General features: G+C 60.1%; 21 protein-coding genes. 12 read left to right on the top strand and 9 right to left on the bottom strand.

Going from position 1 to position 22,501, the window contains the following annotated elements; all coding sequences use genetic code 11:
- Positions 1–258: 258 nt before the first annotated feature.
- Both CAF77_RS07455 and CAF77_RS07450 read left to right on the top strand, forming a co-directional pair.
- Positions 259–1,743, top strand: a complete 1,485-nt coding sequence (locus CAF77_RS07455; protein ID WP_085654260.1) for an NCS1 family nucleobase:cation symporter-1 — start codon at positions 259–261, stop codon at positions 1,741–1,743.
- 129 nt (positions 1,744–1,872) lie between these two features.
- A complete protein-coding gene (locus CAF77_RS07450) occupies positions 1,873–3,156 on the top strand; it encodes a Zn-dependent hydrolase (protein ID WP_085654259.1) in 1,284 nt (427 codons plus the stop codon).
- 179 nt (positions 3,157–3,335) lie between these two features.
- Here CAF77_RS07450 and CAF77_RS07445 read toward each other — a convergent pair whose 3' ends face one another.
- On the bottom strand, positions 3,336–3,521 hold the full coding sequence (locus tag CAF77_RS07445) for a hypothetical protein (RefSeq protein ID WP_084776932.1): 186 nt from the start codon (positions 3,519–3,521) through the stop codon (positions 3,336–3,338).
- 201 nt (positions 3,522–3,722) lie between these two features.
- On the opposite strand from CAF77_RS07445, the gene CAF77_RS07440 reads away from it, so the two are divergent.
- The 3 genes from CAF77_RS07440 to CAF77_RS07430 all read left to right on the top strand — a co-directional run bounded on the left by CAF77_RS07440 (position 3,723) and on the right by CAF77_RS07430 (position 7,171).
- Positions 3,723–5,213, top strand: coding sequence for a helix-turn-helix transcriptional regulator (locus CAF77_RS07440; protein WP_085654258.1), 1,491 nt, complete (start codon positions 3,723–3,725; stop codon positions 5,211–5,213).
- Between the two features lie 190 nt (positions 5,214–5,403).
- Complete coding sequence (locus CAF77_RS07435; RefSeq protein WP_084776931.1) at positions 5,404–5,646, top strand: DUF1652 domain-containing protein; 243 nt, start codon at positions 5,404–5,406, stop codon at positions 5,644–5,646.
- A gap of 871 nt (positions 5,647–6,517) precedes the next feature.
- Positions 6,518–7,171, top strand: a complete 654-nt coding sequence (locus CAF77_RS07430) for a trimeric intracellular cation channel family protein (RefSeq protein ID WP_256576141.1) — start codon at positions 6,518–6,520, stop codon at positions 7,169–7,171.
- 45 nt (positions 7,172–7,216) lie between these two features.
- Here the strand turns inward: CAF77_RS07430 and CAF77_RS07425 are convergent, their stop codons facing one another.
- The 6 genes from CAF77_RS07425 to CAF77_RS07400 all read right to left on the bottom strand — a co-directional run bounded on the left by CAF77_RS07425 (position 7,217) and on the right by CAF77_RS07400 (position 12,591).
- Complete coding sequence (locus CAF77_RS07425) at positions 7,217–7,984, bottom strand: SDR family oxidoreductase (protein ID WP_064380507.1); 768 nt, start codon at positions 7,982–7,984, stop codon at positions 7,217–7,219.
- A gap of 38 nt (positions 7,985–8,022) precedes the next feature.
- Positions 8,023–9,090 carry a phosphotransferase family protein gene (locus CAF77_RS07420; protein ID WP_064380505.1) on the bottom strand — a complete coding sequence of 356 codons (1,068 nt, stop codon included), beginning with the start codon at positions 9,088–9,090 and terminating at the stop codon, positions 8,023–8,025.
- A 267-nt stretch (positions 9,091–9,357) separates the two neighbouring features.
- Positions 9,358–10,326 carry a 2-hydroxyacid dehydrogenase gene (locus tag CAF77_RS07415; RefSeq protein WP_064380503.1) on the bottom strand — a complete coding sequence of 323 codons (969 nt, stop codon included), beginning with the start codon at positions 10,324–10,326 and terminating at the stop codon, positions 9,358–9,360.
- Positions 10,327–10,368: 42 nt separating this feature from the next.
- Positions 10,369–11,361 (bottom strand): hypothetical protein, encoded by a 993-nt coding sequence (locus CAF77_RS07410; RefSeq protein ID WP_085654257.1) that lies wholly within the window; start codon positions 11,359–11,361, stop codon positions 10,369–10,371.
- 102 nt (positions 11,362–11,463) lie between these two features.
- Positions 11,464–11,988 carry a cysteine hydrolase family protein gene (locus tag CAF77_RS07405; protein ID WP_085654256.1) on the bottom strand — a complete coding sequence of 175 codons (525 nt, stop codon included), beginning with the start codon at positions 11,986–11,988 and terminating at the stop codon, positions 11,464–11,466.
- A 219-nt stretch (positions 11,989–12,207) separates the two neighbouring features.
- Positions 12,208–12,591, bottom strand: a complete 384-nt coding sequence (locus tag CAF77_RS07400) for a tautomerase family protein (RefSeq protein WP_085654255.1) — start codon at positions 12,589–12,591, stop codon at positions 12,208–12,210.
- Between the two features lie 273 nt (positions 12,592–12,864).
- On the opposite strand from CAF77_RS07400, the gene CAF77_RS07395 reads away from it, so the two are divergent.
- The 3 genes from CAF77_RS07395 to CAF77_RS07390 all read left to right on the top strand — a co-directional run bounded on the left by CAF77_RS07395 (position 12,865) and on the right by CAF77_RS07390 (position 14,814).
- Positions 12,865–13,059, top strand: a complete 195-nt coding sequence (locus CAF77_RS07395) for a hypothetical protein (RefSeq protein ID WP_007958836.1) — start codon at positions 12,865–12,867, stop codon at positions 13,057–13,059.
- Positions 13,060–13,107: 48 nt separating this feature from the next.
- The gene (locus CAF77_RS29320; protein WP_170928938.1) at positions 13,108–13,278 is read left to right on the top strand and encodes a hypothetical protein; all 171 of its coding nucleotides are present in this window, start codon (positions 13,108–13,110) and stop codon (positions 13,276–13,278) included.
- Between the two features lie 255 nt (positions 13,279–13,533).
- Positions 13,534–14,814 carry an HAAAP family serine/threonine permease gene (locus CAF77_RS07390; protein WP_064380500.1) on the top strand — a complete coding sequence of 427 codons (1,281 nt, stop codon included), beginning with the start codon at positions 13,534–13,536 and terminating at the stop codon, positions 14,812–14,814.
- Between the two features lie 225 nt (positions 14,815–15,039).
- Here CAF77_RS07390 and acnB read toward each other — a convergent pair whose 3' ends face one another.
- Positions 15,040–17,649, bottom strand: a complete 2,610-nt coding sequence (gene acnB, locus CAF77_RS07385; protein WP_064380498.1) for a bifunctional aconitate hydratase 2/2-methylisocitrate dehydratase — start codon at positions 17,647–17,649, stop codon at positions 15,040–15,042.
- 468 nt (positions 17,650–18,117) lie between these two features.
- On the opposite strand from acnB, the gene CAF77_RS07380 reads away from it, so the two are divergent.
- The gene (locus CAF77_RS07380; protein ID WP_039767141.1) at positions 18,118–18,588 is read left to right on the top strand and encodes a DUF1289 domain-containing protein; all 471 of its coding nucleotides are present in this window, start codon (positions 18,118–18,120) and stop codon (positions 18,586–18,588) included.
- A gap of 124 nt (positions 18,589–18,712) precedes the next feature.
- On the opposite strand, the gene CAF77_RS07375 is transcribed toward CAF77_RS07380, so the two are convergent.
- Positions 18,713–19,576 carry a universal stress protein gene (locus CAF77_RS07375; RefSeq protein ID WP_011334765.1) on the bottom strand — a complete coding sequence of 288 codons (864 nt, stop codon included), beginning with the start codon at positions 19,574–19,576 and terminating at the stop codon, positions 18,713–18,715.
- Positions 19,577–19,735: 159 nt separating this feature from the next.
- Here CAF77_RS07375 and CAF77_RS07370 point away from each other — a divergent pair, with 159 nt between their 5' ends.
- The 3 genes from CAF77_RS07370 to CAF77_RS07360 all read left to right on the top strand — a co-directional run bounded on the left by CAF77_RS07370 (position 19,736) and on the right by CAF77_RS07360 (position 22,478).
- Positions 19,736–20,344 (top strand): tRNA-(ms[2]io[6]A)-hydroxylase, encoded by a 609-nt coding sequence (locus CAF77_RS07370; RefSeq protein ID WP_011334764.1) that lies wholly within the window; start codon positions 19,736–19,738, stop codon positions 20,342–20,344.
- Between the two features lie 139 nt (positions 20,345–20,483).
- Positions 20,484–21,191 (top strand): response regulator, encoded by a 708-nt coding sequence (locus CAF77_RS07365; RefSeq protein ID WP_064380497.1) that lies wholly within the window; start codon positions 20,484–20,486, stop codon positions 21,189–21,191.
- The gene (locus tag CAF77_RS07360; RefSeq protein ID WP_064380495.1) at positions 21,192–22,478 is read left to right on the top strand and encodes an ATP-binding protein; all 1,287 of its coding nucleotides are present in this window, start codon (positions 21,192–21,194) and stop codon (positions 22,476–22,478) included. It begins immediately after the preceding gene.
- Positions 22,479–22,501 lie beyond the last annotated feature (23 nt).

Below are 22,501 nucleotides of genomic sequence, written 5' to 3'. Positions count from 1 at the left end.
CATTTGGCTTGAGTGTTCAGTCAAGTTTTCGCGGCCTCACCAGGTGAATAATTAAAACTGATAAACATCAGTCAGTTACAAAAAGATCAAAGCACGGACCTGGCGCCAGGCGGTTCCCCCGGCACGTTTATTGATGCCGCCGCTGACACCATGGCCGGTGCATGAAAGTTGTCAGTTCCTCCGGCCATCGTCCGGCTCGCACCTGCGTGTGCAGCCGCCTGATGAGCAAAAAATAATCAGAAGAACAGTGGAGCGGCCATGCAACAGAACAGATCGCAAGTGACCGAGCGCGACGGCTTGTTCGAACTCGAAGCCGGCAGCGACGTCCTCGACAGTCCCCGTTACAACCACGACATGGCACCGACCAAGGTGCGCGAACGAACCTGGAACAAGTGGCACATCACCGCACTGTGGGTCGGCATGTCGATCTGCGTGCCGACTTACACCCTGGGCGGCGTGCTCACCGCGTATTTCGGTTTGACCGTCGGTGAGGCGCTGCTGGCGATTCTGTTTGCCAACGTCATCGTCCTGATTCCCCTCACGCTCAACGCGTTTCCCGGCACCAAGTACGGGATTCCGTTTCCAGTGTTGCTGCGCTCGTCGTTCGGCATTCTCGGCTCCAATGTGCCGTGCCTGATCCGCGCGCTGGTGGCGTGCGGCTGGTTCGGCATCCAGACCATGTTCGGCGGCCTGGCGATTCACCTGTTTCTCGGCTCGGTGTTCGAGGGCTGGAAATCCCTCGGCGGGACGGGAGAAGTGATCGGTTTCATGATCTTCTGGGCGCTGAACCTGTGGGTGGTAATCCGTGGCGCCGAGTCGATCAAGTGGCTGGAAACCCTTTCCGCGCCGCTGCTGGTGGCGGTCGGCATCGGGCTGCTGGTATGGGCCATGCCGAATGTGTCGATGACCGAGTTGCTGGCGATTCCGCCGAAGCGTCCCGAAGGTGCGAGCGTGGTCAGCTACTTCGCCGCCGGGCTGACGGCGATGGTCGGTTTCTGGGCCACGTTGTCGCTGAACATTCCTGACTTCAGCCGGTATGCCCGCAGCCAGAAGGATCAGATCCTCGGACAGATTTTCGGCCTGCCGCTGACCATGTTCCTGTTCGCCGCACTGGGCGTGGTGATGACCGCCGCGTCGGTGAAACTGGTGGGCGTCAGCGTCTCCGATCCGGTGACGTTGATCGGCCATATCCAGAGTCCGGTGTGGGTCGCGGTGGCCATGGCGCTGATCATCATCGCCACGCTGTCGACCAACACCGCCGCCAACATTGTTTCGCCAACCAACGACTTCCAGAACATCGCGCCCAAGGTGATCAACCGTACCAAAGCGGTAATCCTCACCGGGTTCGTCGGCCTGGCGCTGATGGGCCATGAGCTGCTGAAAAAGCTTGGGCTGATCGTCTCCGATGTCAGCCTGGAAACCGTGTATTCGAACTGGCTGCTGGGCTATTCCAGTCTGCTCGGGCCGATTGCCGGGATCATGGTGGTGGACTATTTCCTGATCAAGAAACAGCAACTGGACCTGGCCGGCCTGTACCGCGACGACGTGTACCCGGCGTGGAACTGGTCCGGGTTCATCGCTTTCGGCGTGCCGGTGGTGCTGACCCTGCTGTCGCTGGGCAGCAGCGCATTCAGCTGGTTCTACAGCTACGGCTGGTTCACCGGCTCGGCGCTGGGCGGGTTGATCTATTACGGGTTGTGCGCGATGCGTGCGCAGCCTTCGGTAGTGAAATCACCGGTGTAGCAGATGATCGTTCCCACGCTCTGCGTGGGAATGCAGCCCGGGACGCTCCGCGTCCCCACAGCGGACGCAGAGCGTCCATGGATGAATTCCCACGCAGAGCGTGGGAACTAACTGCCTGAGGAGATCCCCATGAATGCAGCCGTAGACGTTCTGCAATCGACCCATCAGCACATCAACCGCGACCGCTTGTGGGCGTCGCTCATGGAACTGGCGAAGCTCGGCGCCACGGTCAAGGGCGGGGTCTGTCGCCTGGCCCTGACCGACCTCGACCGCCAGGCCCGCGACCTGTTCGTGCAGTGGTGCAAGGACGCCGGTTGCAGCGTCACGGTCGATGAAGTCGGCAACATCTTCGCCCGTCGCCCCGGCCGCGACCCGAACCTGCCACCGGTGATGACCGGCAGCCACATCGACACCCAACCCACCGGCGGCAAGTTCGACGGTTGCTTCGGCGTGCTGGCCGGGGTCGAAGTGTTGCGCACCCTCAACGACTTCGGCGTGGAAACCGAGGCACCGCTGGAAGTGGTGGTCTGGACCAACGAAGAAGGCTCGCGCTTCGCCCCATGCATGATGGGCTCCGGCGTGTTCGCCGAAAAATTCACCCTCGAAGAAACCCTGGCCAAGGTCGATGCCGACGGCGTAACCGTCGGCGAAGCACTGAACGCCATCGGCTACGCCGGGCCGCGCAAGGTCAGCGGGCACAAGGTCGGCGCCTATTTCGAAGCGCACATCGAACAAGGACCGATCCTTGAGGACGAACAGAAAACCATCGGCGTAGTGCTCGGCGCTCTGGGGCAGAAGTGGTTCGACCTGAAACTGCGCGGTGTCGAAGCCCACGCCGGCCCGACCCCGATGCACCTGCGCAAGGACGCCCTGGTCGGCGCCTCGGTGATTGTCGGTGCAGTCAATCGTGCAGCGCTCGGTCATCAACCCCACGCCTGCGGCACGGTCGGTTGCCTGCAAGCCTATCCCGGTTCGCGCAACGTCATTCCCGGCGAAGTGCGCATGACCCTCGACTTCCGCCACCTGGAACCGGCACGCCTCGACTCGATGATCGCCGAGGTCAAGCAAGTCATCGAAGCGACCTGCGAGGAACACGGCCTGACCTATGAACTGACCCCGACCGCCGACTTCCCGCCGCTTTACTTCGAAAAAGGCTGTGTCGAAGCCGTGCGCGGCGCCGCCAAAGGCCTGGGCCTGTCGCACATGGACATCGTCAGCGGCGCCGGCCACGACGCGATTTTCCTCGCCGAACTGGGTCCGGCCGGGATGATCTTCGTGCCGTGCGAAGGCGGCATCAGCCACAACGAAATCGAAAACGCCGCGCCGGACGATCTGGCGGCCGGGTGTGCGGTCTTGCTGCGGGCAATGCTGGCGGCTTCGACGGCGGTGGCCGGGGGGCAACGCGCTGCCTGACGTTCATTAATCGTTCATGAAAATGTGCGACGTTGCCGCCCCTGAAAAGGAAGTCAGGACGCGCAATGTCGCCCATCAAAGTCATCACCTCAGGCTCGGCGTATCTGGACATTGACGCCTACGCCAGGCCCGCACCACGCGCAAAGCTTACGGCGGACTGCCCCGAGCAGTATTTCCTTTCACTGCGCTTTTCGTCGCTCAACGCCATTCGGGTTGCCAACGTCCAGCAATCGTCTTTCCACCATTACATTCTCTAGCGCCTGACGCTCGACTGGCGCCATCTGGTGTTCGCGCTTTTTCAGTTCCAGCAGGATGGGGCTGGACCAGCTGCGATAGGTCTGTTCGATGAGGCGGCGGGATGTCATCAGTCTCTCCTTGATCAAGAGCCCGGTGTGGCTGGCAGGGGCTCAATCCGATGAGGTACTAACGTTAGTCGAGAAACCGTGGGCGCGCGAATACCCGCACACTTGTGCGGATCACAGAGAGGGCGGCATGTCCGAGATTGTCGGCACGATCACAACGGCCTGCGGTCGTAAACTTCACATGCGCGAACTTGTGGAGAACCAATGAGCCGGGACGTCCTGACCACCGAAACCAATCGCCGTCAGTTGCAGCAGATCATTGCCGGGCTTTCCGACGGGGTGATTCTGCTGGAGCTCGACCAGACGATTCTCTGGGCCAACGAGGCGGCGCTGGCGATGCATGGCGTCAGCCGGATCGGCGAGCTGGGCAACAACGCCGGGGAATACGTCGAGCGCTTCAACCTGCGGTATCGCAACAACCACACGTTGACGCCGGAGCAATACCCGATCAGCCGCGTGGCGACCGGGGAAACGTTCAGTGATGTGCTGGTAGAGGTTTCCCCGCGCAGCGATGAAGAACGCACCTGGGTGCACAGCGTGCGCAGCATGGTGCTGACCGATCGGGACGGCGACATCGAGTCGTTGGTGCTGATCATGAGCGACGTCACCGATTGGGCCAACGCCGAGCAGCGCTTTGAAAAAACCTTCAACGCCAACCCGGCCCCGGCGGTGATCTGCCGCCTCAGCGATCTGCGTTACATCAAGGTCAATCCGGGTTTTCTGGAAATGACCGGCTACACCCGCGATCAGGTGATCGGCGTTTCGACCTATGAGCTGGATATTCTCGAACAGGCCGAGCGCAAGGACCTGGCGATCCAGCGCTTGCGCGATGTCGCGACGATCCCGCAGATGCAGGCCGAGCTGCGATTGCCGGACGGTGGCAGTAAACAGGTGATCGTCGCGGGGCAGCCATTGGTGCTCAATGACGAGGATTGCATGCTGTTCTCGTTCGTCGACATGGAGCTCAGGCATAAGGCCGAAGTCGCCCTGCGCCAGAGTGAAGAGCGGTTCGCCAAGGCCTTTCGCCTGACGCCGGTACCGATCCTGATTTGCAGCGCCGATGAGCAGCGGCTGATCGACGTCAATCAGGCCTTTCTCGATACCCTGGCTTACGAGAGCGACGACGTGCTCGGCAAGACCGTCGCGCAACTGGACTTCATCGATGAACCGGCGGAACGCGCCCGGTTACTGGCGGCACTGGAGAAAACCGGCCGCGTTGACCGCGTCGATATGCGGATCCGCAGGAAAGACGCCGAGCTGCTGGAGTGCGCGATGTCCGCCGACACCGTCAACATCCAGGACGCGGTGTGCTATCTGCTGGTGCTGATGGACATCACCGAGCGCAAGCGCACCGAGCTTGAGCTGGTGGCCGCGATTGAAGAGGTGATGAAGGATGCATCCTGGTTCAGTCGGACGTTGATCGAAAAGCTGGCCAATGTGAAGAAGGTCAACTCGCCGCAGCTGCCGAGCGTGTCGTTCACCGATCTGACGGCCCGGGAGCGTGATGTGCTGGCGCTGATCTGTGAGGGGCTGGCGGACAAGGAGATTGCTGCGCGGCTCAAGCTGGCGCCGAACACGGTGCGCAATCATGTGGCGACGGTGTATTCGAAGCTGGATGTGCACAGTCGAAGCGAGGCGATTGTCTGGGCTCGCGAGCGCGGGTTGTTTTCGGGGGGCGGTCGGGGGCAGCGGTAAGGTGCAAATGCACTAGTTCATGGGGTGCAAATTCGGGTGTCTGGCGGGGCGGGCTGTTCTTAGTCTGGTGAGGTGCGATGCGGGTTTTGTTCGTGATCGTCTCCCCTCCGTCGTTGTTAATGGATTTGACCATGAATGTGTTGTTTGTCATTGAACCTGGCGTGTTGCGTCGATTGTCGGAGCTGGCGCTATGATTTATCTGGCGCAGTTGCGGGCTCGGCTTGAGCGCAGTTTTTCGCCGTTGGCTTGTGAGTGTGTGGTGGATGGGGATCATTCCCTTACTGTGAAGCTTTATGAGCCGGTTTCGGGGCGGGTGGATCTGGTGATCAGTGGGTTGAGTCTTGGTGCCTTGCGTACTCCGGAAGCGGTGGATGCTTTGATTGGTGAGTTGCGGTATGAGCTTGAGAGTAATTCTTTGCGTTCGCCCAGTTGAGCTTGGCGGCCTTTGGGCCGACCAGGTTCTTGTTCGGTTTAGGTGAATATCCGGTTCTTCGGGTGCAGCCGCTGGCGGTTTCGCCCTTACGGCGAGTCACCTTTTCCAAACGCCGAAAAGGTAACCCAAAAGGCTTTACCCTGACGTACGGCCCTCGCTGTGGCTCGGGTTCCTTCGCTCCGGGATTGATCCGGGGGCATCGCCTACGGTTTGCTTCGCTGCACCTCCTCTCGATGTGTTTGGCTTCGCCAAACGGTCGCTGCGCTCCCACCCCCGGATCAATCCCTCCACTCAGCCTGCCGACGGGCTCTGCGATCAAAAGCGGTACTTGAGCTAACGCTCATCGTTTTGAGTGGTGAGGAGCGCGAAGCCGACTTGTGTGGTCTTCAAAGCTTGAGTTTGATCGTTCCCACGCTCCGCGTGGGAATGCAGCCCGGGACGCTCTGCGTCCCAATCCGAGGTTCACCTGTGGGTGATGGCTTGTCGGCGGTGGCGATGGATTAGTCGACTCATCCCGAAAATCGACAGCAAATCCTGCCAGTTCGAGCCATTTCACTGGCACTTGCAGTCCACTGGTCTATAAGGAATGAGTGGTTCGGTTTCCATAACCGGGCGTTGTCCTGCTCGGCGACGGGAGTTTTCTTCCATTCATCGCGGGTCATCCTATGAACAATCCTGGGAAACGCGTGTGTTTTTCGTTGTTGTCGGCTGTCGGTCTGGTGCTGCTCAGTGGGTGCGCCAGTCCTCCACCGCCTCCGCCAGCTGCGCCGCCTCCGCCACCTGAGCGGACTTGTCAGGTCATGGAAAATACCGAGGTCGCCGGCGATGCCTACGCCGACGGGCAAGTGACTCGACACATCACCAAGACCCGTTGCGTCACTCAATAAGCCGGGCGCCGTTGAAGGCGCGGGTCGAGTGGATTGTGCTGGTGGCCGATCTGGTCGGCACGGCGGTGTTTGCGGTTGAAGGCGCGATTGCGGCGATGCGCAGTCAGCTCGATCTGCTCGGGGTGATGGTGATTGCGTTCATCGTTGCGCTCGGTGGCGGGGTGACGCGTGATCTGTTGATCGGTGCGGCGCCGCCCAAGGCTGTGGCGGACTGGCGCTATCCGGCGCTGACGTTTTCCATGGGCGGGGTGGCGTTTGTTTTTCATGAGCTGGTGCTGGGTTGGTCCGGTTCGACGCTGATCGTGCTGGATGCGGCGGGGTTGGCGTTGTTTGCCGTGGCAGGGGCGCAGAAGGCGTTGAATTTCGGCATCTCGCCGTTTGTGGCCATGCTGATGGGCACGATTACCGGGGTCGGTGGCGGGGTGCTGCGTGACATTGTGCTGGCGCGGGTGCCAGTGGTGTTGCAGGCGGACTTGTATGCCAGTTCGGCGTTTGTCGGGGCGGCGGTGTTGATTGTCGGGCGCAGGCTGGGTGTTCCGCCGGTGGCAGCTGCGTTGCTGGCGGGGGCGGCGTGTTTGTTGTTGCGGTTGTTGTCGGTGCATTTCGGCTGGCAGTTGCCGAAGGTTCTAGAGGCATGAAAAAGGCAGCCCTTGGGCTGCCTTTTCTTTTGCGTCAGAAGCGGATCAGGACAGGAATCCGCCGTCCACGTTCAGCGATACGCCGGTGGTGTAGCTCGAGGCATCGCTCGCCAGGTACAGCACGGCGCCGGCCATTTCGCTCGGGTCGGCTACGCGTTTGAGCGGGATCTGCGTCAGCGCTTGCTTCAGGATCGCGTCGTTCTTCACCAGGGCCGAGGCGAATTTGGTGTCGGTCAGGCCTGGCAGCAGGGCGTTGCAGCGGATGCCGAACTGCGCGCATTCCTTGGCGAAGACCTTGGTCATGTTGATCACGGCGGCTTTGGTCACCGAGTAGATGCCCTGGAAGATCCCCGGCGAAATGCCGTTGATCGAGGCCACGTTGATGATGCTGCCGCCGCCGTTTTCGCGCATCAGCTTGCCGGCTTCCACCGACATGAAGAAGTAGCCGCGGATGTTCACGTCGACGGTTTTCTGGAAGGCGCCGAGGTCGGTGTCCAGCACGTTGCAGAATTGCGGGTTGGTCGCGGCGTTGTTGACCAGGATGTCCAGGCGCCCGAACTGTTCCTTGATGCCGGCGAAGACCTGGCTGATCTGTTCCATTTCGCCGATGTGGCAGGCGATGGCGGTGGCCTTGCCGCCGGCGGCGATGATGGCGTCGGCCACATGTTGGCAGCCTTCGAGTTTGCGGCTCGAAACGATGACGTGGGCACCTTGCTGGGCCAGCAGTTTGGCGATGGCTTCACCGATGCCACGGCTGGCGCCGGAGACGAAAGCGATTTTGCCGTCGAGGTCGAACAACTGAGTCTTGGACATGGGATTCCCTTGTAGTAAGCCTTGTTATAACGCCGTCATCAGAGGCTGGATTTGTCAATGACCTGCAGGCTCATCTGTTCCAGCAGTTTGTTCATGTGAATGAACTGCGCGAAGCGTTTGTCCTGGGTCTGGCCATGGAAGAAGCGGTAGTAAATCTGCTGCACGATGCCGGCCAGGCGGAACAGGCCGTAGGTGTAGTAGAAGTCGAAATTGTCGATCTGGATGCCCGAACGCTCGGCGTAGTAATCGACGAATTCGCGGCGCGTCAGCATGCCCGGGGCGTGGCTTGGCTGGCGGCGCATCAGTTGTACCGGCGCCGGATCGTCGGCCTGGATCCAGTAGGCGAGGGTGTTGCCCAGATCCATCAATGGATCGCCAAGGGTAGTCAGTTCCCAGTCGAGCACGCCGATGATCTGCATCGGGTTGCTCGGGTCGAGGATGACGTTGTCGAAGCGGTAGTCGTTGTGGACGATGCTGGAGGTCGGGTGATCGGCCGGCATCTTGTCGTTGAGCCAGGCTTTGACCTGTTCCCAGTGCGGTGCGTCCGGGGTCAGGGCTTTCTCGTAGCGTTCGCTCCAGCCTTTGATCTGGCGGGCGACGTAGCCTTCCGGTTTGCCCAGATCGCCGAGGCCGCAGGCTTTGTAGTCGACCCGATGCAGCTCGACGAAACGGTCGATGAAACTCTTGCACAGGGCTTCGGTTTTGGCCGCGTCCAGGCCCAGTTCCGGCGGCAGGTCCGAGCGCAGGATGATCCCCCTGACCCGTTCCATCACATAGAACTCGGCACCGATCACTGACTCATCGGTGCAGTGCACATAGGCTTTCGGGCAATACGGGAAACCGTCGCGCAACTGGTTGAGGATGCGGAATTCGCGGCCCATGTCGTGGGCGGACTTGGCTTTGTGGCCGAACGGCGGACGGCGCAGGACGAATTCCTGGTCCGGGTATTCCAGCAGGTAGGTCAGGTTCGACGCGCCGCCGGGAAACTGGCTGATCTGCGGTGTGCCGGTCAGGCCCGGAATGTGCGCCTTGAGGTACGGATCGATCAGGCTGGCATCGAGTTCTTCGCCAGAGCGGATACGGGTGGACTGGTCAGTAAGCGCCATGCTTATCCCTTCTGCTTATTTTGGAGGCCAGACATCATTGGCTAATCTAATGGCGCGCTCGGGCGGTCACAAGCGCGGTTCGGTCTTATAGGTTAGCGTGTTGGACGGTAATCAACTTTGGGAATGGGCGCGGCGGGCCGCTCGCGACTAAGGTTTAGCGCGTATGCCTTGTTCAGAAGCGAGCCTGGAAACAGGCTGCGCGAAAGTCTGTGCCAGCGCCGCCCTTCCATGCGCAGCCTGGCGTCTGAGGACTTTGCCCAGCGTGCTTCAGTGCACGCGCTGGTTGTTGAGTTTCGGCGGTAGCTGGAGCGGCGTCAGTACCGGTTGCCCTGAGAAGAACGCCACCAGATTCTTGCCCACCAGCTCAACGGTGCCTTGAGTGGCTTCCGGTGACAACCCGGCGACGTGAGGGGTAAGAAGCACGTTGCTGAGGTTTTTCAGCGCATCGGGCACTTGCGGCTCGTGATCGAAGACATCCAGCGCTGCGCCGGCGATTCGACGTTGTTCCAGTGCGGCGATCAAGTCGGCAGTGGCGATCACGCTGGCACGGGCAATGTTGACGATGAAACCATTGGGCCCCAGGGCATCAAGCACCGGGCGGGTCACCAGATGCTGGCTGCCGATGCCGCCGGGCGTGGCAACCACCAGAAAATCCGAGGCCCGCGCCAGTTCGGTCGGCGTTGAACAAAATGCGTAAGGCACATCACTGCGCACCTGGCGATTGTGATAGCTGATCTCCATGTCGAAGCCCAGCCCCGCGCGTTTGGCAATCGCCATCCCCACCGCGCCCAGACCGAGAATCCCCAGGCGCTTGCCGGCCAGCGAAGGGCGCATGATCTTCGGCCACTCGCCCCGACGCACCGCCGCATCGCAGCGCGGGATGTCGCGCACCAGCGCCAACAGCATCGCCATGGCGTGGTCGGCCACCGACGAAGCGTTGACGCCGGCGCCGTTGGTCACGGTCAGCCCACGGTCGCTGGCGGCTTGCAGGTCGACCTGCTCGTAACCGGCGCCGATCACGCAGATGATTTTCAGCGCGGGCAATGCTGCCATTTCTTCGGCGTATAAGCCCAGCGGGCCACGGGTCAGTACCGCGTCGATCCGTGCCCCGTGGGTGGCAATGGCCTGCGCGCGTTCGGCAGGGGTCGGCGCGAGAATCAGATGAAAACCCTGTCGTTCGAGAATCGGCAAATAATCATTGATGGTTTCAACCAGTACCAGAACGGTTGCAGGCATTACTTGGCTCCTGAGGGCTCGGGATATCGGATTCGCTGGAGCTTAGTCTACTTTCAACAGCTGCCGATGGAACTTGGGATAGAGCGTCAATCCGTGATTGATGAAGTTTGTCACTTTTCCCGGAGCGCCCTTTTTGGTGTAGGGATTCTTGCGGGGCGCGCTCACACTCCACACCCCAAATATGATGACTTCCGTGTCACTCGGGAATTTTGCCAACCAGTCGGCATCGATGCTGCCCACGCTGATGTCGAAGGTCTCGACAATATCTTCTGCGTCGGCCCGGTTGTACTCGGAATGCAAATTCAGAAAGTGATTCTTATATTTGCCCCCTTCCTTTGGTGTTCTGAGCAGCTTGACGGTTCCGGCAATTGCGAACGGGTGGCATTGAGTGCCGCGCCGATTAGCCATTTTCCAGGCGTCTTCATAGCGATCCGGTTCGAAGTAGAACTCGGACCAGCGAATTCTTTTGTCGCCGAAACGCAGGATCAGGTTGTTCTTCAGAACGTCATCCGCTTCACATCGCTCACGCAACTTGAGGATGTCAGAAGTGGCGCGCAGGTAGCTGTCGAGTTTGTTACCGGAAGCCTGGTAGGTAGAGGGGCGACGAGGTGCCGAGCCGTTTGTGGATGACGGTGTATTTTCTGTGCCTGCCAGTGATTGGCCGCCCAAACTGTTGTGCAAAAGCAGTAAGCGCAATTCGAACTGGCCTTCATCAATCGCACCAATGAAGTCTGAGTCCGATTGATCGGCAATGATGGTTTTCAGTTGGCCAAGCGCATCGTACTTGCAGCCCGCCTTGTGATCCGACTCGGCACCTGCGGTCAAACCGATGTAAGCGGCCCTGTCAGAGGGCTCTTTGCCAGGGTTGTTGCGCAATCCCCTTGGCACGAAACGCACTGGTACTTTGCAATCACCACCATCACACAATAATGCCGGGATCGTTTGATGGTTATCGTGTCTGTGTTGCAGGGTCTCCAGTGTGTGCGGCTGATTATAAGTGTCCACTGCAGTCAGCATTTTGATGCCTTTGCCCATGTTTTCGTACCTGTTGAAATTGGATCCGATTGGCTGTCCATACTATCTAAAATCGGGAAGTGGAGACGCGAGGATTGCTACGGGCCGCTTACGAAAACCTGGTCAGAACGCCACTTCGGCAGTGTTGATCAACCGCACGAACGCCGCGCCGAGGGTTGCGTTGTGGTGTTCGATGATTGCCTGCGCCGGCAGTGCAGGGGTGTCCATACAAGTATGGGCATCAGACACCAGCAGCGGTTTGAATCCCAGGTCGGCGGCGGCGCGGCAAGTGCTGTCTATGCAGAACTGGGTTTTCATGCCGACGATGTACAGGTCGTCGACTTCCACGGCGTTGAGTTGCCGAGCCAGTTCTGTGTCGTGAAAGGCATTGGGGCGGGATTTTTCGAGAAGGGTGGCATTTGCGGCGTCCAGCTCAAGCTCTGGCAACAGTTGCCAGAACGCACTGCCGGCGGCAATGGGTGACCCTTGCGGGCCGGTGTGCCGAACGGCAAGGATCGGCACTTGTCGTTGGCGTGCCCGGGCGATCAAGTGCTGGATGTTGGCGAGTATGCGTTCGCCGTCGTGGGGCTTTTCCTGACCCTGGAACAGGCCGACCTGCATATCGATGATCAACAGTGCTGCGGACATGGTGTTTCTCCTTGGGTGCCAAAAGTGCCGCACGGACGGGAGAAACGACAAGGCCCCGTCCATTGCTGGCGGGGCCCTGGGTTTGCTGCGCTGGTTTTACCTCACGCACAAACACCACGACCCGCCGGTGGCGGTCGTGGTGGTACGGGTGAGGTGCAGCGCGCAAAGGTTCATGTGGCCGATCATGCTGGCGGCGCTTGCGGACTGTCAATCATCGGATCAGGTGACGTACTGGGCGATGCCGTTGCCGAACGACCAGTTCTCTTTTTTCACCTCCACCAGATTGATGAACACGTCCTCCTGACGCACGGCCAGTTGCTCGTTCAGGTTGCGCGCGATGGTCTGGAACAGCCGTTGTTTCATTTCCACGGTGCGGCCTTCGCTGATGGTCAACTGGATGAACACGATGCCGTCGCTGCGCTGGATTCCCAGGTATTGCGGGTCATAGACGAAGTGCTGGTCGTCGTGCTCGGCCAGCACCTGGAAATTGTCGTGTTCCGGCACATTGATCTCGCTGCGCAGGGCGGCGTAGATCACTTCGCCAATGCGTTTGGCGAACGTCGGGTCCGGGTTTTTCTTGATGTCGACGCGGACGAGAGGCATGGGATGGCTCCACAGGTGAGGGGACTGGACGGGGATGTCAGTCAATTCGCCATTGGGTATAGCCGAAAAATGCCAGACGGTGAGGTTGTTTAAAAACGTTAGGAAATGGACGCACCGTCCTGCGGGATTTACGGATGTTGCCTACGAGTGCTGCCGGATTCATCCGCTATACGGCGGGGTGAGAAGCGCGGAATTATAGAGAGCAGGACGGGATGCGTTCTTCATGACGAAGCAGTAATCCGGACGGAAATTGCCATCAGCCAAGGAAGGCCAATGCTTCAGAACAACCGCGAAAACCTGGAACTCGACAGGCTGCATAACGAAACGCGAAAACTGATAGCTGAGCGGCAGAAGCTTATGGCGGAACAGAAGAAGCTGAAGTGGGAGACGTATTTTTATCCAGTTGCGGTGGTGGCCGGCGTGTTGACGGCAAGCGCGGCATTGGCAGGCGTCTTTTTCAAGTTTTGAGCGTTCGTTTTCGCAATCTTCAGACACATGACTCAAAAGGAAATCAACATGAGCACCTATGACGCCAAAGCCAGAATGGAACAACTGGAACGGGAACACGATGAGTGGGCCGAAAAAATACGTATCAAAGACAGGAAAGAAATGCGCCCGATCTGGGCGTTGATGGGTCTGGGCATCTTTTGCATGTTCCTCGGCTTCATATTGGCCCGATCGATCTGATCGGGTTTTCCCATGGCACATTCGGCGCCGGTACATGCCATAAAACGACATATCGCGTATCTGGCGCCGACAGTCTTTTTCCCAAAAACGACAATCCTCCGGTCTGCTCCGCACAACCATTCCTCAGCTAAGTCTTTGCTTCTGCTCATTTATCGCGGAGAATCGCGCCCCTGTTTCGGCCGGAGCATGTCTGTCGGTTTTTTCCGACGCGTCCTGACCGAGTGGCAAGTGACCGGAATGCGGAGATCCGACCGGATGAATGATCAGGCCAATAGCGTCGAACAACGCTTTGAGGCGGCAGCACCAGCCGAACTGTCGAGCTGGAATCGCCATGACACTACCTGGATGTTGGGACTGTTCGGGACGGCCATCGGCGCCGGTACCCTGTTTTTGCCGATCAACGCAGGTCTGGGTGGCTTCTGGCCGCTGGTGATCCTCGCGCTGCTGGCCTTCCCGATGACGTTCTACGCACACCGCGGTCTGACCCGCTTCGTGCTCTCCGGTCGCGAAGGCGCCGACATCACTGACGTGGTGGAGCAGCATTTCGGCATCAAGGCCGGCGCGCTGATCACGTTGCTGTACTTCTTCGCAATCTTCCCGATCCTGCTGATCTACAGCGTCGGCCTGACCAACACGGTCGCCAGTTTCCTCGAACACCAACTGCACATCACGCCGCCACCGCGCGCGCTGCTGTCGTTCGTGCTGATCCTCGGCCTGCTGGCCGTGGTGCGCTGCGGCGAGCAAGTGATCGTCAAGGCCATGAGCCTGATGGTGTATCCGTTCATCGTTGCGCTGCTGTTCCTGGCGGTGTACCTGATTCCGCACTGGAACGGCGGCATCCTGACCACGGCTTCGCAAGTGCCGGCACCGTCGGCGCTGCTGCACACGCTGTGGCTGGCGATTCCGGTGATGGTGTTCTCGTTCAACCACTCGCCGATCATCTCGGCGTTTGCGGTGGATCAGAAGCGCCGTTACGGTGTCCACGCCGACGAGCGTAGCTCGCAGATCCTGTCCCGCGCCCACCTGCTGATGGTGGTGATGGTGCTGTTCTTCGTCTTCAGTTGCGTACTGACCCTGTCGCCGGAGCAACTGGCGCAAGCCAAGGCGCAGAACCTGTCGATCCTGTCGTACCTGGCCAACCACTTCAGCAACCCGACCATCGCGTTCGCGGCGCCGCTGATTGCGTTCGTGGCGATCTCCAAGTCGTTCCTTGGTCACTACATCGGTGCCAGCGAAGGCCTGAAAGGCTTGATCGTCAAAAGCGGCAAGCGTCCGGGCGCCAAGGCGCTGGATCGCATTGTGGCGGCGTTCATGCTGGTGGTGTGCTGGATCGTGGCGACCCTGAACCCGAGCATCCTCGGCATGATCGAAACCATCGGTGGCCCGGTCATCGCGGCGATCCTGTTCCTGATGCCGATGTACGCGATCCGCAAAGTGCCGGCGATGGCCCGTTATCGTGGGCAGATGTCGAACGTGTTTGTCACCGCAGTGGGTCTGGTGGCGATTTCGGCGTTGATCTACTCGCTGACTGCTTAAGGTTCAGCAACAAGGTTCTAATTGATCTTGTGAAAAAGAAAGGCCGATCTGCCTCGCAGGTCGGCCTTTTTTGTGCCTGCGATCTTCGCGGGCAGGTTCGCTCCCAAGATGATCGTTCCCACGCGGAGCGTGGGAACGATCAGCGCGGGGCGAGGCCCCATCCGGCAGGCATAAAAAAACGCCGCTCATCTCGCGATGGGCGGCGTTTATCATTGCGTTGCAGCGTTAGGCTTGAACGACAGGGATCTTGGCGTTCGCAGCAGCTTCACGGAACTCGGCAATCTGGTCGAAGGACAGGTAGCGGTAAACGTCGGCCGCCATGCTGTCGATCTTGCCAGCGTATTCCATGTACTCCTCGACGGTCGGCAGGCGACCCAGGATCGAAGCAACGGACGCCAGCTCAGCCGAGGCCAGGTAGACGTTCGCGCCGTCGCCCAGACGGTTCGGGAAGTTACGGGTCGACGTCGACACCACGGTGCTGTTCGGCTCAACGCGTGCCTGGTTACCCATGCACAGCGAGCAGCCTGGCATTTCCATGCGGGCGCCGGCCTTGCCGTAGATGCCGTAGTAGCCTTCTTCGGTCAGTTGGTGAGCGTCCATCTTGGTCGGCGGCGACAGCCACAGACGGGTTGGCAGCTGACCCTTGACCTGATCCAGCAGCTTACCGGCAGCGCGGAAGTGACCGATGTTGGTCATGCACGAACCGATGAACACTTCGTCGATCTTCTCGCCAGCAACGCTGGACAGCAGGCGGGCGTCGTCCGGGTCGTTCGGCGCGCACAGTACAGGCTCGCTGATGTCGGCCAGATCGATTTCGATGACTTCGGCGTATTCGGCGTCGGCATCGGCTTCCATCAGTTGCGGGTTGGCGATCCAGGCTTCCATCGCTTGGGCGCGACGTTCCAGGGTTCGGGCATCGCCGTAGCCTTCGCCGATCATCCAGCGCAGCAGGGTGATGTTGGACTGCAGGTACTCGGTGATCGACTCTTTCGACAGCTTGATGGTGCAACCGGCAGCCGAACGTTCGGCCGAGGCGTCGGACAGTTCGAACGCCTGTTCCAGGGTCAGACCTTCCAGGCCTTCGATTTCCAGGATGCGGCCGGAGAAGGCGTTTTTCTTGCCTTTCTTCTCAACGGTCAGCAGACCGTTCTGGATGGCGAAGTAAGGGATGGCATGAACCAGGTCACGCAGGGTGATGCCAGGTTTCATTTTACCTTTGAAGCGCACCAGGATCGATTCCGGCATGTCCAGCGGCATGACGCCGGTGGCTGCGGCGAACGCGACCAGACCGGAACCGGCCGGGAACGAGATGCCCATCGGGAAACGGGTGTGCGAGTCACCACCGGTACCGACGGTGTCCGGCAGCAGCATGCGGTTCAGCCACGAGTGGATGATGCCGTCGCCCGGACGCAGGGAAACACCGCCGCGGGTCATGATGAAGTCAGGCAGGGTGTGGTGGGTGGTCACGTCGATCGGCTTTGGATAAGCCGCGGTGTGGCAGAAGGACTGCATCACCAGATCAGCGGAGAAGCCCAGGCACGCCAGGTCTTTCAGTTCGTCACGGGTCATTGGACCGGTGGTGTCCTGAGAACCTACGGTGGTCATCTTCGGTTCGCAGTAGGTGCCAGGACGAACGCCTTTGCCTTCTGCCAGACCGCAAGCCTTGCCGACCATTTTCTGCGCCAGGGTGAAGCCCTTGGTGCTTTCAGCCGGTGCTTCCGGCTTCTTGAACAGGTCGAACGCTGGCAGACCCAGTTCGGCGCGAGCCTTCTCGGTCAGGCCACGGCCGATGATCAGCGGGATACGGCCGCCGGCGCGGACTTCGTCCAGCAGGACCGGGGTCTTCATTTCGAAGGTGGTGATGACTTCGTCGGTATCGTGCTTGCAGACTTTGCCAGCGTGCGGGTACAGGTCGATCACGTCGCCCATGTTCATGTTCGATACGTCGAACTCGATTGGCAGTGCGCCGGCATCTTCCATGGTGTTGTAGAAGATCGGAGCGATTTTGCTGCCGAAGCAGAAACCGCCAGCGCGCTTGTTCGGCACATAAGGGATGTCGTCGCCGAAGAACCACAGAACCGAGTTGGTCGCCGATTTACGCGAGGAACCGGTACCGACCACGTCACCGACGTAGGCGATAGGGAAGCCCTGGCCGCGCATTTCTTCGATCTGCTTCATCGGGCCGGTCTTGCCTTGCTCGTCCGGAACGATGCCGTCACGGGCCATTTTCAGCATGGCCAGGGCGTGCAGCGGGATGTCTGGACGCGACCAGGCGTCCGGGGCAGGGGACAGGTCGTCGGTGTTGGTTTCGCCGGTGACCTTGAAGACGCGCAGGCTGATCTTGTCGGCCAGTACAGGGCGCTTCTTGAACCACTCGCCGTCAGCCCAGGATTGCAGCACGGCCTTGGCGTGAACGTTGCCGTTCTTGGCTTTTTCAGCCACGTCGTGGAAGGCATCGAACATCAGCAGGGTGTGCTTGAGTTCTTCGGCTGCCACTGGCGCCAGCTCGGCGTCGTCCAGCAGTTCAACCAGGGTCACGATGTTGTAGCCGCCCTGCATGGTGCCGAGCAGTTCTACAGCGCGCTTCTTGTCCAGCAGAGGGGAGGAGACTTCGCCCTTGGCCAGTGCGGAGAGGAAACCGGCCTTGACGTAGGCGGCTTCGTCCACTCCTGGTGGTACGCGATTGGTGATCAGGTCAACGAGGAAAGCTTCTTCGCCAGCCGGAGGATTCTTCAGCAGCTCGACCAGGCCTGCAGTTTGTTCGGCGTTAAGCGGCTGGGGAACGATACCCAGGGCTGCACGCTCTTCGATATGTTTGCGGTAGGCTTCAAGCACAGTTATTACCCTCATCAGTGGTCCCAAATGGGTGTCCGGGACGCTCATCCCGAAATGCTCGTACTCATGCGCTGCGTGGCGTTGTGGGCCGCTTAGCCAGAATTACCGGGCATTCCTTACAGAAGCTGCTTTCAAAGTTTTACGCCTGCAGAACGGGGAGCTGATGAGGGTTGGCGTAGGGCTTTTCCCCGCTGGAAAAACCCTACGCCAACACCGCTCTGAAGGAACGACTGTGCTCGTGACGCTTTGAAAACAGCTTCTAACGGACATTGGCGCCTAAAAAGGCTGGCTGATTCTACGGCAAAAAAAATTTAAAGGTAAGTCGCGCTCTATTGGACTTTGGTTGCGTTGTGCGCGGCTCGGGCAAACCTTGATCCAGCGCTTGCCCCTGACGTTTGAGGGGTGATGAATGGCGGACAAAGGGCTAACATGCCGACCTGTTCCGCGTTTCAAGTGTTCTGCCCATTTATGCCCAATCAGACCATCAAGACCCCCTGCGTCGGCCTCTGCTCCACCGTTTACGGTGATCTGGTGTGCCGTGGCTGCAAGCGTTTCCACCACGAAGTGATCCATTGGAACGGTTACAACGAGGAAGAAAAGCGTGCGGTGTGGCTGCGTCTTGAGCAATTGCTGTCACAAGTGATGGCGAGCAAGGTCGAGGTCTTCGACCCGGCGCGCCTGCGTCTGCAACTGGAACAGCGCAAGATCCGCTTCGTGCCGCATCAGTCGGAATATTGCTGGGCGTATCAGCTGATCGCCCGGGGCGCGCGGGTGATCATTAATCTGGAAGCCTACGGAATGGTATTGCTGCCGGAGTTTCGCGACTGGAACCTGCCGGAACTGCGCGATGCCATTGATCGGGAATTTTTCCTGCTATCGGAAGCGCACTATCAGCGCTACATCGCGCCCGGTTTCCTCAAGGACGCCCTCGGCGACTGATCTATTGCTATCGCTGGCAAGCCAGCTCCCACAATGATGGTGTAAAGCTCTCCATGGAGTGCACACCTAAGTCCCTGTGGGAGCTGGCTTGCCAGCGATGACGGCCTTGCAGGCGCCCCAATAGTTAATGCTTCACCGCCAACTCCACCAAATGGTCTTCAACCTCCTGCGGTTTGAGCACCAGCACATCACTCTCCAATTGATCCAGCACCTGCTCTGCCGTGTTGCCGATCAAGGCACCAGATACGCCACTGCGCGCCACGGTGCCAATCACGGTCACCGCCGCCTGCAGCTTGTGCGCCATGAACGGAATCAACACGTCCGCCGGACCTTCCTCGACATGCAAATGTTCGTCATCGATGTCGAACTCAGCCTGAAACGCCCGGCATTGCTCGCGATAGCGCGCCTCGATGGTTTCCTTAAGCTGGAACGTCGGGTCGGCGGCCGACAGCATCGGTGACGGATGGGCGGTAATCACGTGCAAATGCCCCTTGGCCAGGCTGGCGATGTCGAAGCCGTGGTCGATGATCGTGGTGTGCAGATGACGGTGTTCGCCATCGGCATTGCCGACGTCGACCGCTGCCAGAATCACCTTGTCCTTCCACGAACCGGCGGTCTTCACCAGCAGCACCGGAGTAGGGCAGTGGCGCAGCAGTTTCCAGTCCGCCGGGGTCAGCAGGGCCTTTTTCAACGGGCTGTCGGGGAAGTGCTGCTTGATCACCAGCCCGCAGCCTTCAGCCTGCTGCACATCGATGATGGTTTCGTGCAGGCTCTCGTTCCACGCCTGTTCGGTGGTGACGCTGTAGCCGTCCGCCAGCAGCGCGGCCTTGAGCACGCTGAGCATGCCGGCGTGATCGTGCTTCTTGTCGCAGACCAGCAGGTGCAGATGGGCCTGGGTCACCCCGGCGATCAGTTTGGCGCGCTTGAGCGCCAGGCTTTCCGCGTGTTCGGGTTCGATGACCACCAGAATGCTGCGAATGGCTTGCATGAGTGAGTCTCCAGCAATGAAAAGGCACGGCGTTGCACAACTATAGTTGCTGCGCATCCGTCTGCGACTTGATGCATATCAACGCGCGCGGCTGGTGGTCTGCGGGCAGGCCGGTATAATCGGCGCCCTTCGCTCGAACACCTTTTGACCGTGAGCCCCATGATCCTTCCCGAAATCCACGAATTCCTTGGTTGCCGCACGCCTGACGCCTGGGTCCAGGCCGCGCTGGCCGATCAGGAAACCCTGCTGATCGACCACAAGAACTGCGAGTTCAAGGCCGCCAGCACCGCGTTGAGCCTGATCGCCAAGTACCATTCCCACGTCGATCTGATCAACATGATGTCGCGTCTGGCCCGGGAAGAACTGGTGCACCACGAGCAGGTGATGCGCATCATGAAGCGACGCAAGATCGAACTGCGCCAGCTCCACGCCGGCCGTTATGCCTCGAGCCTGCGCAAAGTGGTGCGCAGCCATGAACCGGTGAAACTGGTCGACACCCTGGTGGTCGGCGCCTTTATCGAAGCGCGCAGTTGCGAGCGGTTCGAAGCGCTGGTGCCGCATCTGGACGAAGAACTCGGCAAGTTCTACTTCGGCCTGCTGAAAAGCGAGGCCCGGCATTTCCAGGGTTACCTGAAACTGGCCTACCAGTACGGTGACGCCAAGGACATCGCCCAGGTGATCGAGAGAGTCCGCGCCGCCGAGCAGGACCTGATCGAGTCGCCGGACGAGGAATTCCGTTTCCACAGCGGCGTACCTGTCGCGGCCTGAATTGTTAAAAACTCTTAAGAGTATGAAACATCAGCGAAAACCGGCCCAAGTGGCCGGTTTTTGCTGCCCGCAATAGGTGTCTCGCCTGTGAATGCCGCCATAATGTCGCCCACTTCACTGAGGGTTGGCGGCGGTTGTTATGGATAACCTGGGTTTTGGCAGAGTCCTGCTGGTGGAAGACGATGAGCGGCTGGCCGCACTGATCGCCCACTTTCTCGAACAACACGGCTACGAGGTACGCACGGTGCATCGCGGCGACCTGGCCGTGGCCGCGTTTCTCGAATTCAAGCCCAAAGTGGTGGTGCTCGACCTGATGCTGCCGGGGCAGAGCGGCCTGCACGTGTGCCGGGAAATCCGCAGCGTTTCGGACACGCCGATTGTTATTCTGACGGCCAAGGAAGATGACCTCGACCATATTCTGGGCCTCGAGTCCGGGGCCGACGACTACGTGATCAAACCGATCAAGCCGCCTGTTCTGCTCGCACGCCTGCGGGCCCTGCAACGCCGGCAGGTGCCGGACAGCGGTGTGGTCAGCTCGCTGGAATTCGGCAATCTGGTCATCGACCGCAGTTGCCGCGAAGTGCGTCTGGCGGGCGAGCTGATCGAACTGACCACCATGGAATTCGAACTGCTGTGGCTGCTGGCCAGCGCTGCCGGCAAGATCCTGTCGCGCGATGACATTCTCAACCGCATGCGCGGCATCGCGTTCGATGGCCTCAACCGCAGCGTCGACGTGTACATCAGCAAGTTGCGCAACAAACTCAAGGACAACCCTCGCGAACCGGTGTGCATCAAGACCGTGTGGGGCAAGGGTTACCTGTTCAATCCGTTCGCGTGGGAGTTGTAGATGCTGCGGTTATTTCTCGGGCTGTTTCTGGTGATGACCGTCGGACTGGTGGCGGCGCTGCAAACCGTCGAACACACCTTCAACGCGTTGCTCGACAACCAGATGCAGGCCTACAACCGCGAGGCGGTGCGCGGTCAGGCCTGGTCGCTGGTCGAACACATGCGCGACCAGCAGGGCGCGGCGCGCGAGGCGCAACTGGAGGCGTTGCGGCCGCACTACGGGCTGACGTTGAGCCTGATCGAGGCTGACCAACTGAACCTCAACGATCAGGAAAAAGCCGAACTGGCTCAGGATCTGTTGGTGATCCGCGACGATTACACCCAGTTCATCAGCAACATCGACGGTGGTTCGCAGTTGCTCAGCATCAAGCTGCCGCCCGAGCCGAGCCTGATGCCGTTCTACATTGCCGGGGCCTACCTGATGCTGGCGGTGCTGCTGGGCATCGTCCTGTACTTCTGGGTTCGCCCGCACTGGCGCGATCTGGAAAAACTGCGGCTGGCCGCCGAGCGTTTCGGCGACAACGACCTCTCGGTACGTATCCAGCTGTCCAAGCGCTCGAACATCCGCGACCTGGCCGGCCACTTCAACCTGATGGCGGCGCGCATCGAAGGCCTGATCGCCAATCAGCGCGAACTGACCAACGCGGTCTCTCACGAACTGCGCACGCCGATTGCCCGGTTGTCGTTCGAGCTCGATCAGCTCAAGCAGCAACCGGACGCCAGCCAGAACCGCGAACTGATCGCCGACATGTACGCCGACCTCGGCGAGCTGGAAGAAATGGTCTCCGAACTGCTGACCTACGCCAGCCTTGAACGCGGCGCGACGGTGATCACCCGCGAAAACATTCAGGCTGCCAACTGGCTCGACAGCGTGGTCGGTAGCGTGGCGCTGGAAGCCGAGGCCGCCGGGGTGCAGCTGTTGATCGTAGATTGCCGGGTCGACGAAGTGCGGATCGAACCGCGTTTCATGGCGCGGGCGGTGATCAATCTGCTGCGCAATGCCATCCGGTATGCCGAGCAGCGGGTCGAGGTGTCGCTGGTGCGCATCGGCGATCAATACGAAGTTCAGGTCAACGACGACGGGCCGGGTGTGCCGCTGGCAGGGCGGGAGAAAATCTTCGAACCGTTCTCGCGTCTGGACGCCAGCCGCGACCGCCGCACGGGCGGTTTCGGACTTGGCCTGGCACTGGTGCGACGGGTGTCGCAATCCCATGGCGGGCAGGTCGAGGTCGGCGACTCGCCGTGGGGCGGCGCTTCGTTCCGCATGACCTGGGCGCATCTGGATTGATGAGTCTCCCTCCCCGGAAGGGG

Source organism: Pseudomonas sp. R15(2017) (assembly GCF_002112685.1).
Lineage (GTDB): Bacteria > Pseudomonadota > Gammaproteobacteria > Pseudomonadales > Pseudomonadaceae > Aquipseudomonas > Aquipseudomonas glycinae.
This window is presented reverse-complemented; position numbering and strand designations above follow the sequence as displayed.

Excerpts from the sequence above, each read along its gene's own strand:
- CAF77_RS07390 (WP_064380500.1), top strand. The coding sequence starts at position 13,534 with ATGAATGATCAGGCCAATAGCGTCGAACAACGCTTTGAGGCGGCAGCA.
- CAF77_RS07455 (WP_085654260.1), top strand. The coding sequence starts at position 259 with ATGCAACAGAACAGATCGCAAGTGACCGAGCGCGACGGCTTGTTCGAA.
- CAF77_RS07405 (WP_085654256.1), bottom strand. The coding sequence starts at position 11,988 with ATGTCCGCAGCACTGTTGATCATCGATATGCAGGTCGGCCTGTTCCAG.
- CAF77_RS29320 (WP_170928938.1), top strand. The coding sequence starts at position 13,108 with ATGAGCACCTATGACGCCAAAGCCAGAATGGAACAACTGGAACGGGAA.
- CAF77_RS07375 (WP_011334765.1), bottom strand. The coding sequence starts at position 19,576 with ATGCAAGCCATTCGCAGCATTCTGGTGGTCATCGAACCCGAACACGCG.
- CAF77_RS07440 (WP_085654258.1), top strand. The coding sequence starts at position 3,723 with ATGAGCCGGGACGTCCTGACCACCGAAACCAATCGCCGTCAGTTGCAG.
- CAF77_RS07415 (WP_064380503.1), bottom strand. The coding sequence starts at position 10,326 with ATGCCTGCAACCGTTCTGGTACTGGTTGAAACCATCAATGATTATTTG.
- CAF77_RS07400 (WP_085654255.1), bottom strand. The coding sequence starts at position 12,591 with ATGCCTCTCGTCCGCGTCGACATCAAGAAAAACCCGGACCCGACGTTC.
- CAF77_RS07435 (WP_084776931.1), top strand. The coding sequence starts at position 5,404 with ATGATTTATCTGGCGCAGTTGCGGGCTCGGCTTGAGCGCAGTTTTTCG.
- CAF77_RS07380 (WP_039767141.1), top strand. The coding sequence starts at position 18,118 with ATGCCCAATCAGACCATCAAGACCCCCTGCGTCGGCCTCTGCTCCACC.
- CAF77_RS07445 (WP_084776932.1), bottom strand. The coding sequence starts at position 3,521 with ATGACATCCCGCCGCCTCATCGAACAGACCTATCGCAGCTGGTCCAGC.
- CAF77_RS07425 (WP_064380507.1), bottom strand. The coding sequence starts at position 7,984 with ATGTCCAAGACTCAGTTGTTCGACCTCGACGGCAAAATCGCTTTCGTC.
- CAF77_RS07365 (WP_064380497.1), top strand. The coding sequence starts at position 20,484 with ATGGATAACCTGGGTTTTGGCAGAGTCCTGCTGGTGGAAGACGATGAG.
- CAF77_RS07395 (WP_007958836.1), top strand. The coding sequence starts at position 12,865 with ATGCTTCAGAACAACCGCGAAAACCTGGAACTCGACAGGCTGCATAAC.
- CAF77_RS07370 (WP_011334764.1), top strand. The coding sequence starts at position 19,736 with ATGATCCTTCCCGAAATCCACGAATTCCTTGGTTGCCGCACGCCTGAC.
- CAF77_RS07420 (WP_064380505.1), bottom strand. The coding sequence starts at position 9,090 with ATGGCGCTTACTGACCAGTCCACCCGTATCCGCTCTGGCGAAGAACTC.
- CAF77_RS07360 (WP_064380495.1), top strand. The coding sequence starts at position 21,192 with ATGCTGCGGTTATTTCTCGGGCTGTTTCTGGTGATGACCGTCGGACTG.
- CAF77_RS07410 (WP_085654257.1), bottom strand. The coding sequence starts at position 11,361 with ATGGGCAAAGGCATCAAAATGCTGACTGCAGTGGACACTTATAATCAG.
- CAF77_RS07450 (WP_085654259.1), top strand. The coding sequence starts at position 1,873 with ATGAATGCAGCCGTAGACGTTCTGCAATCGACCCATCAGCACATCAAC.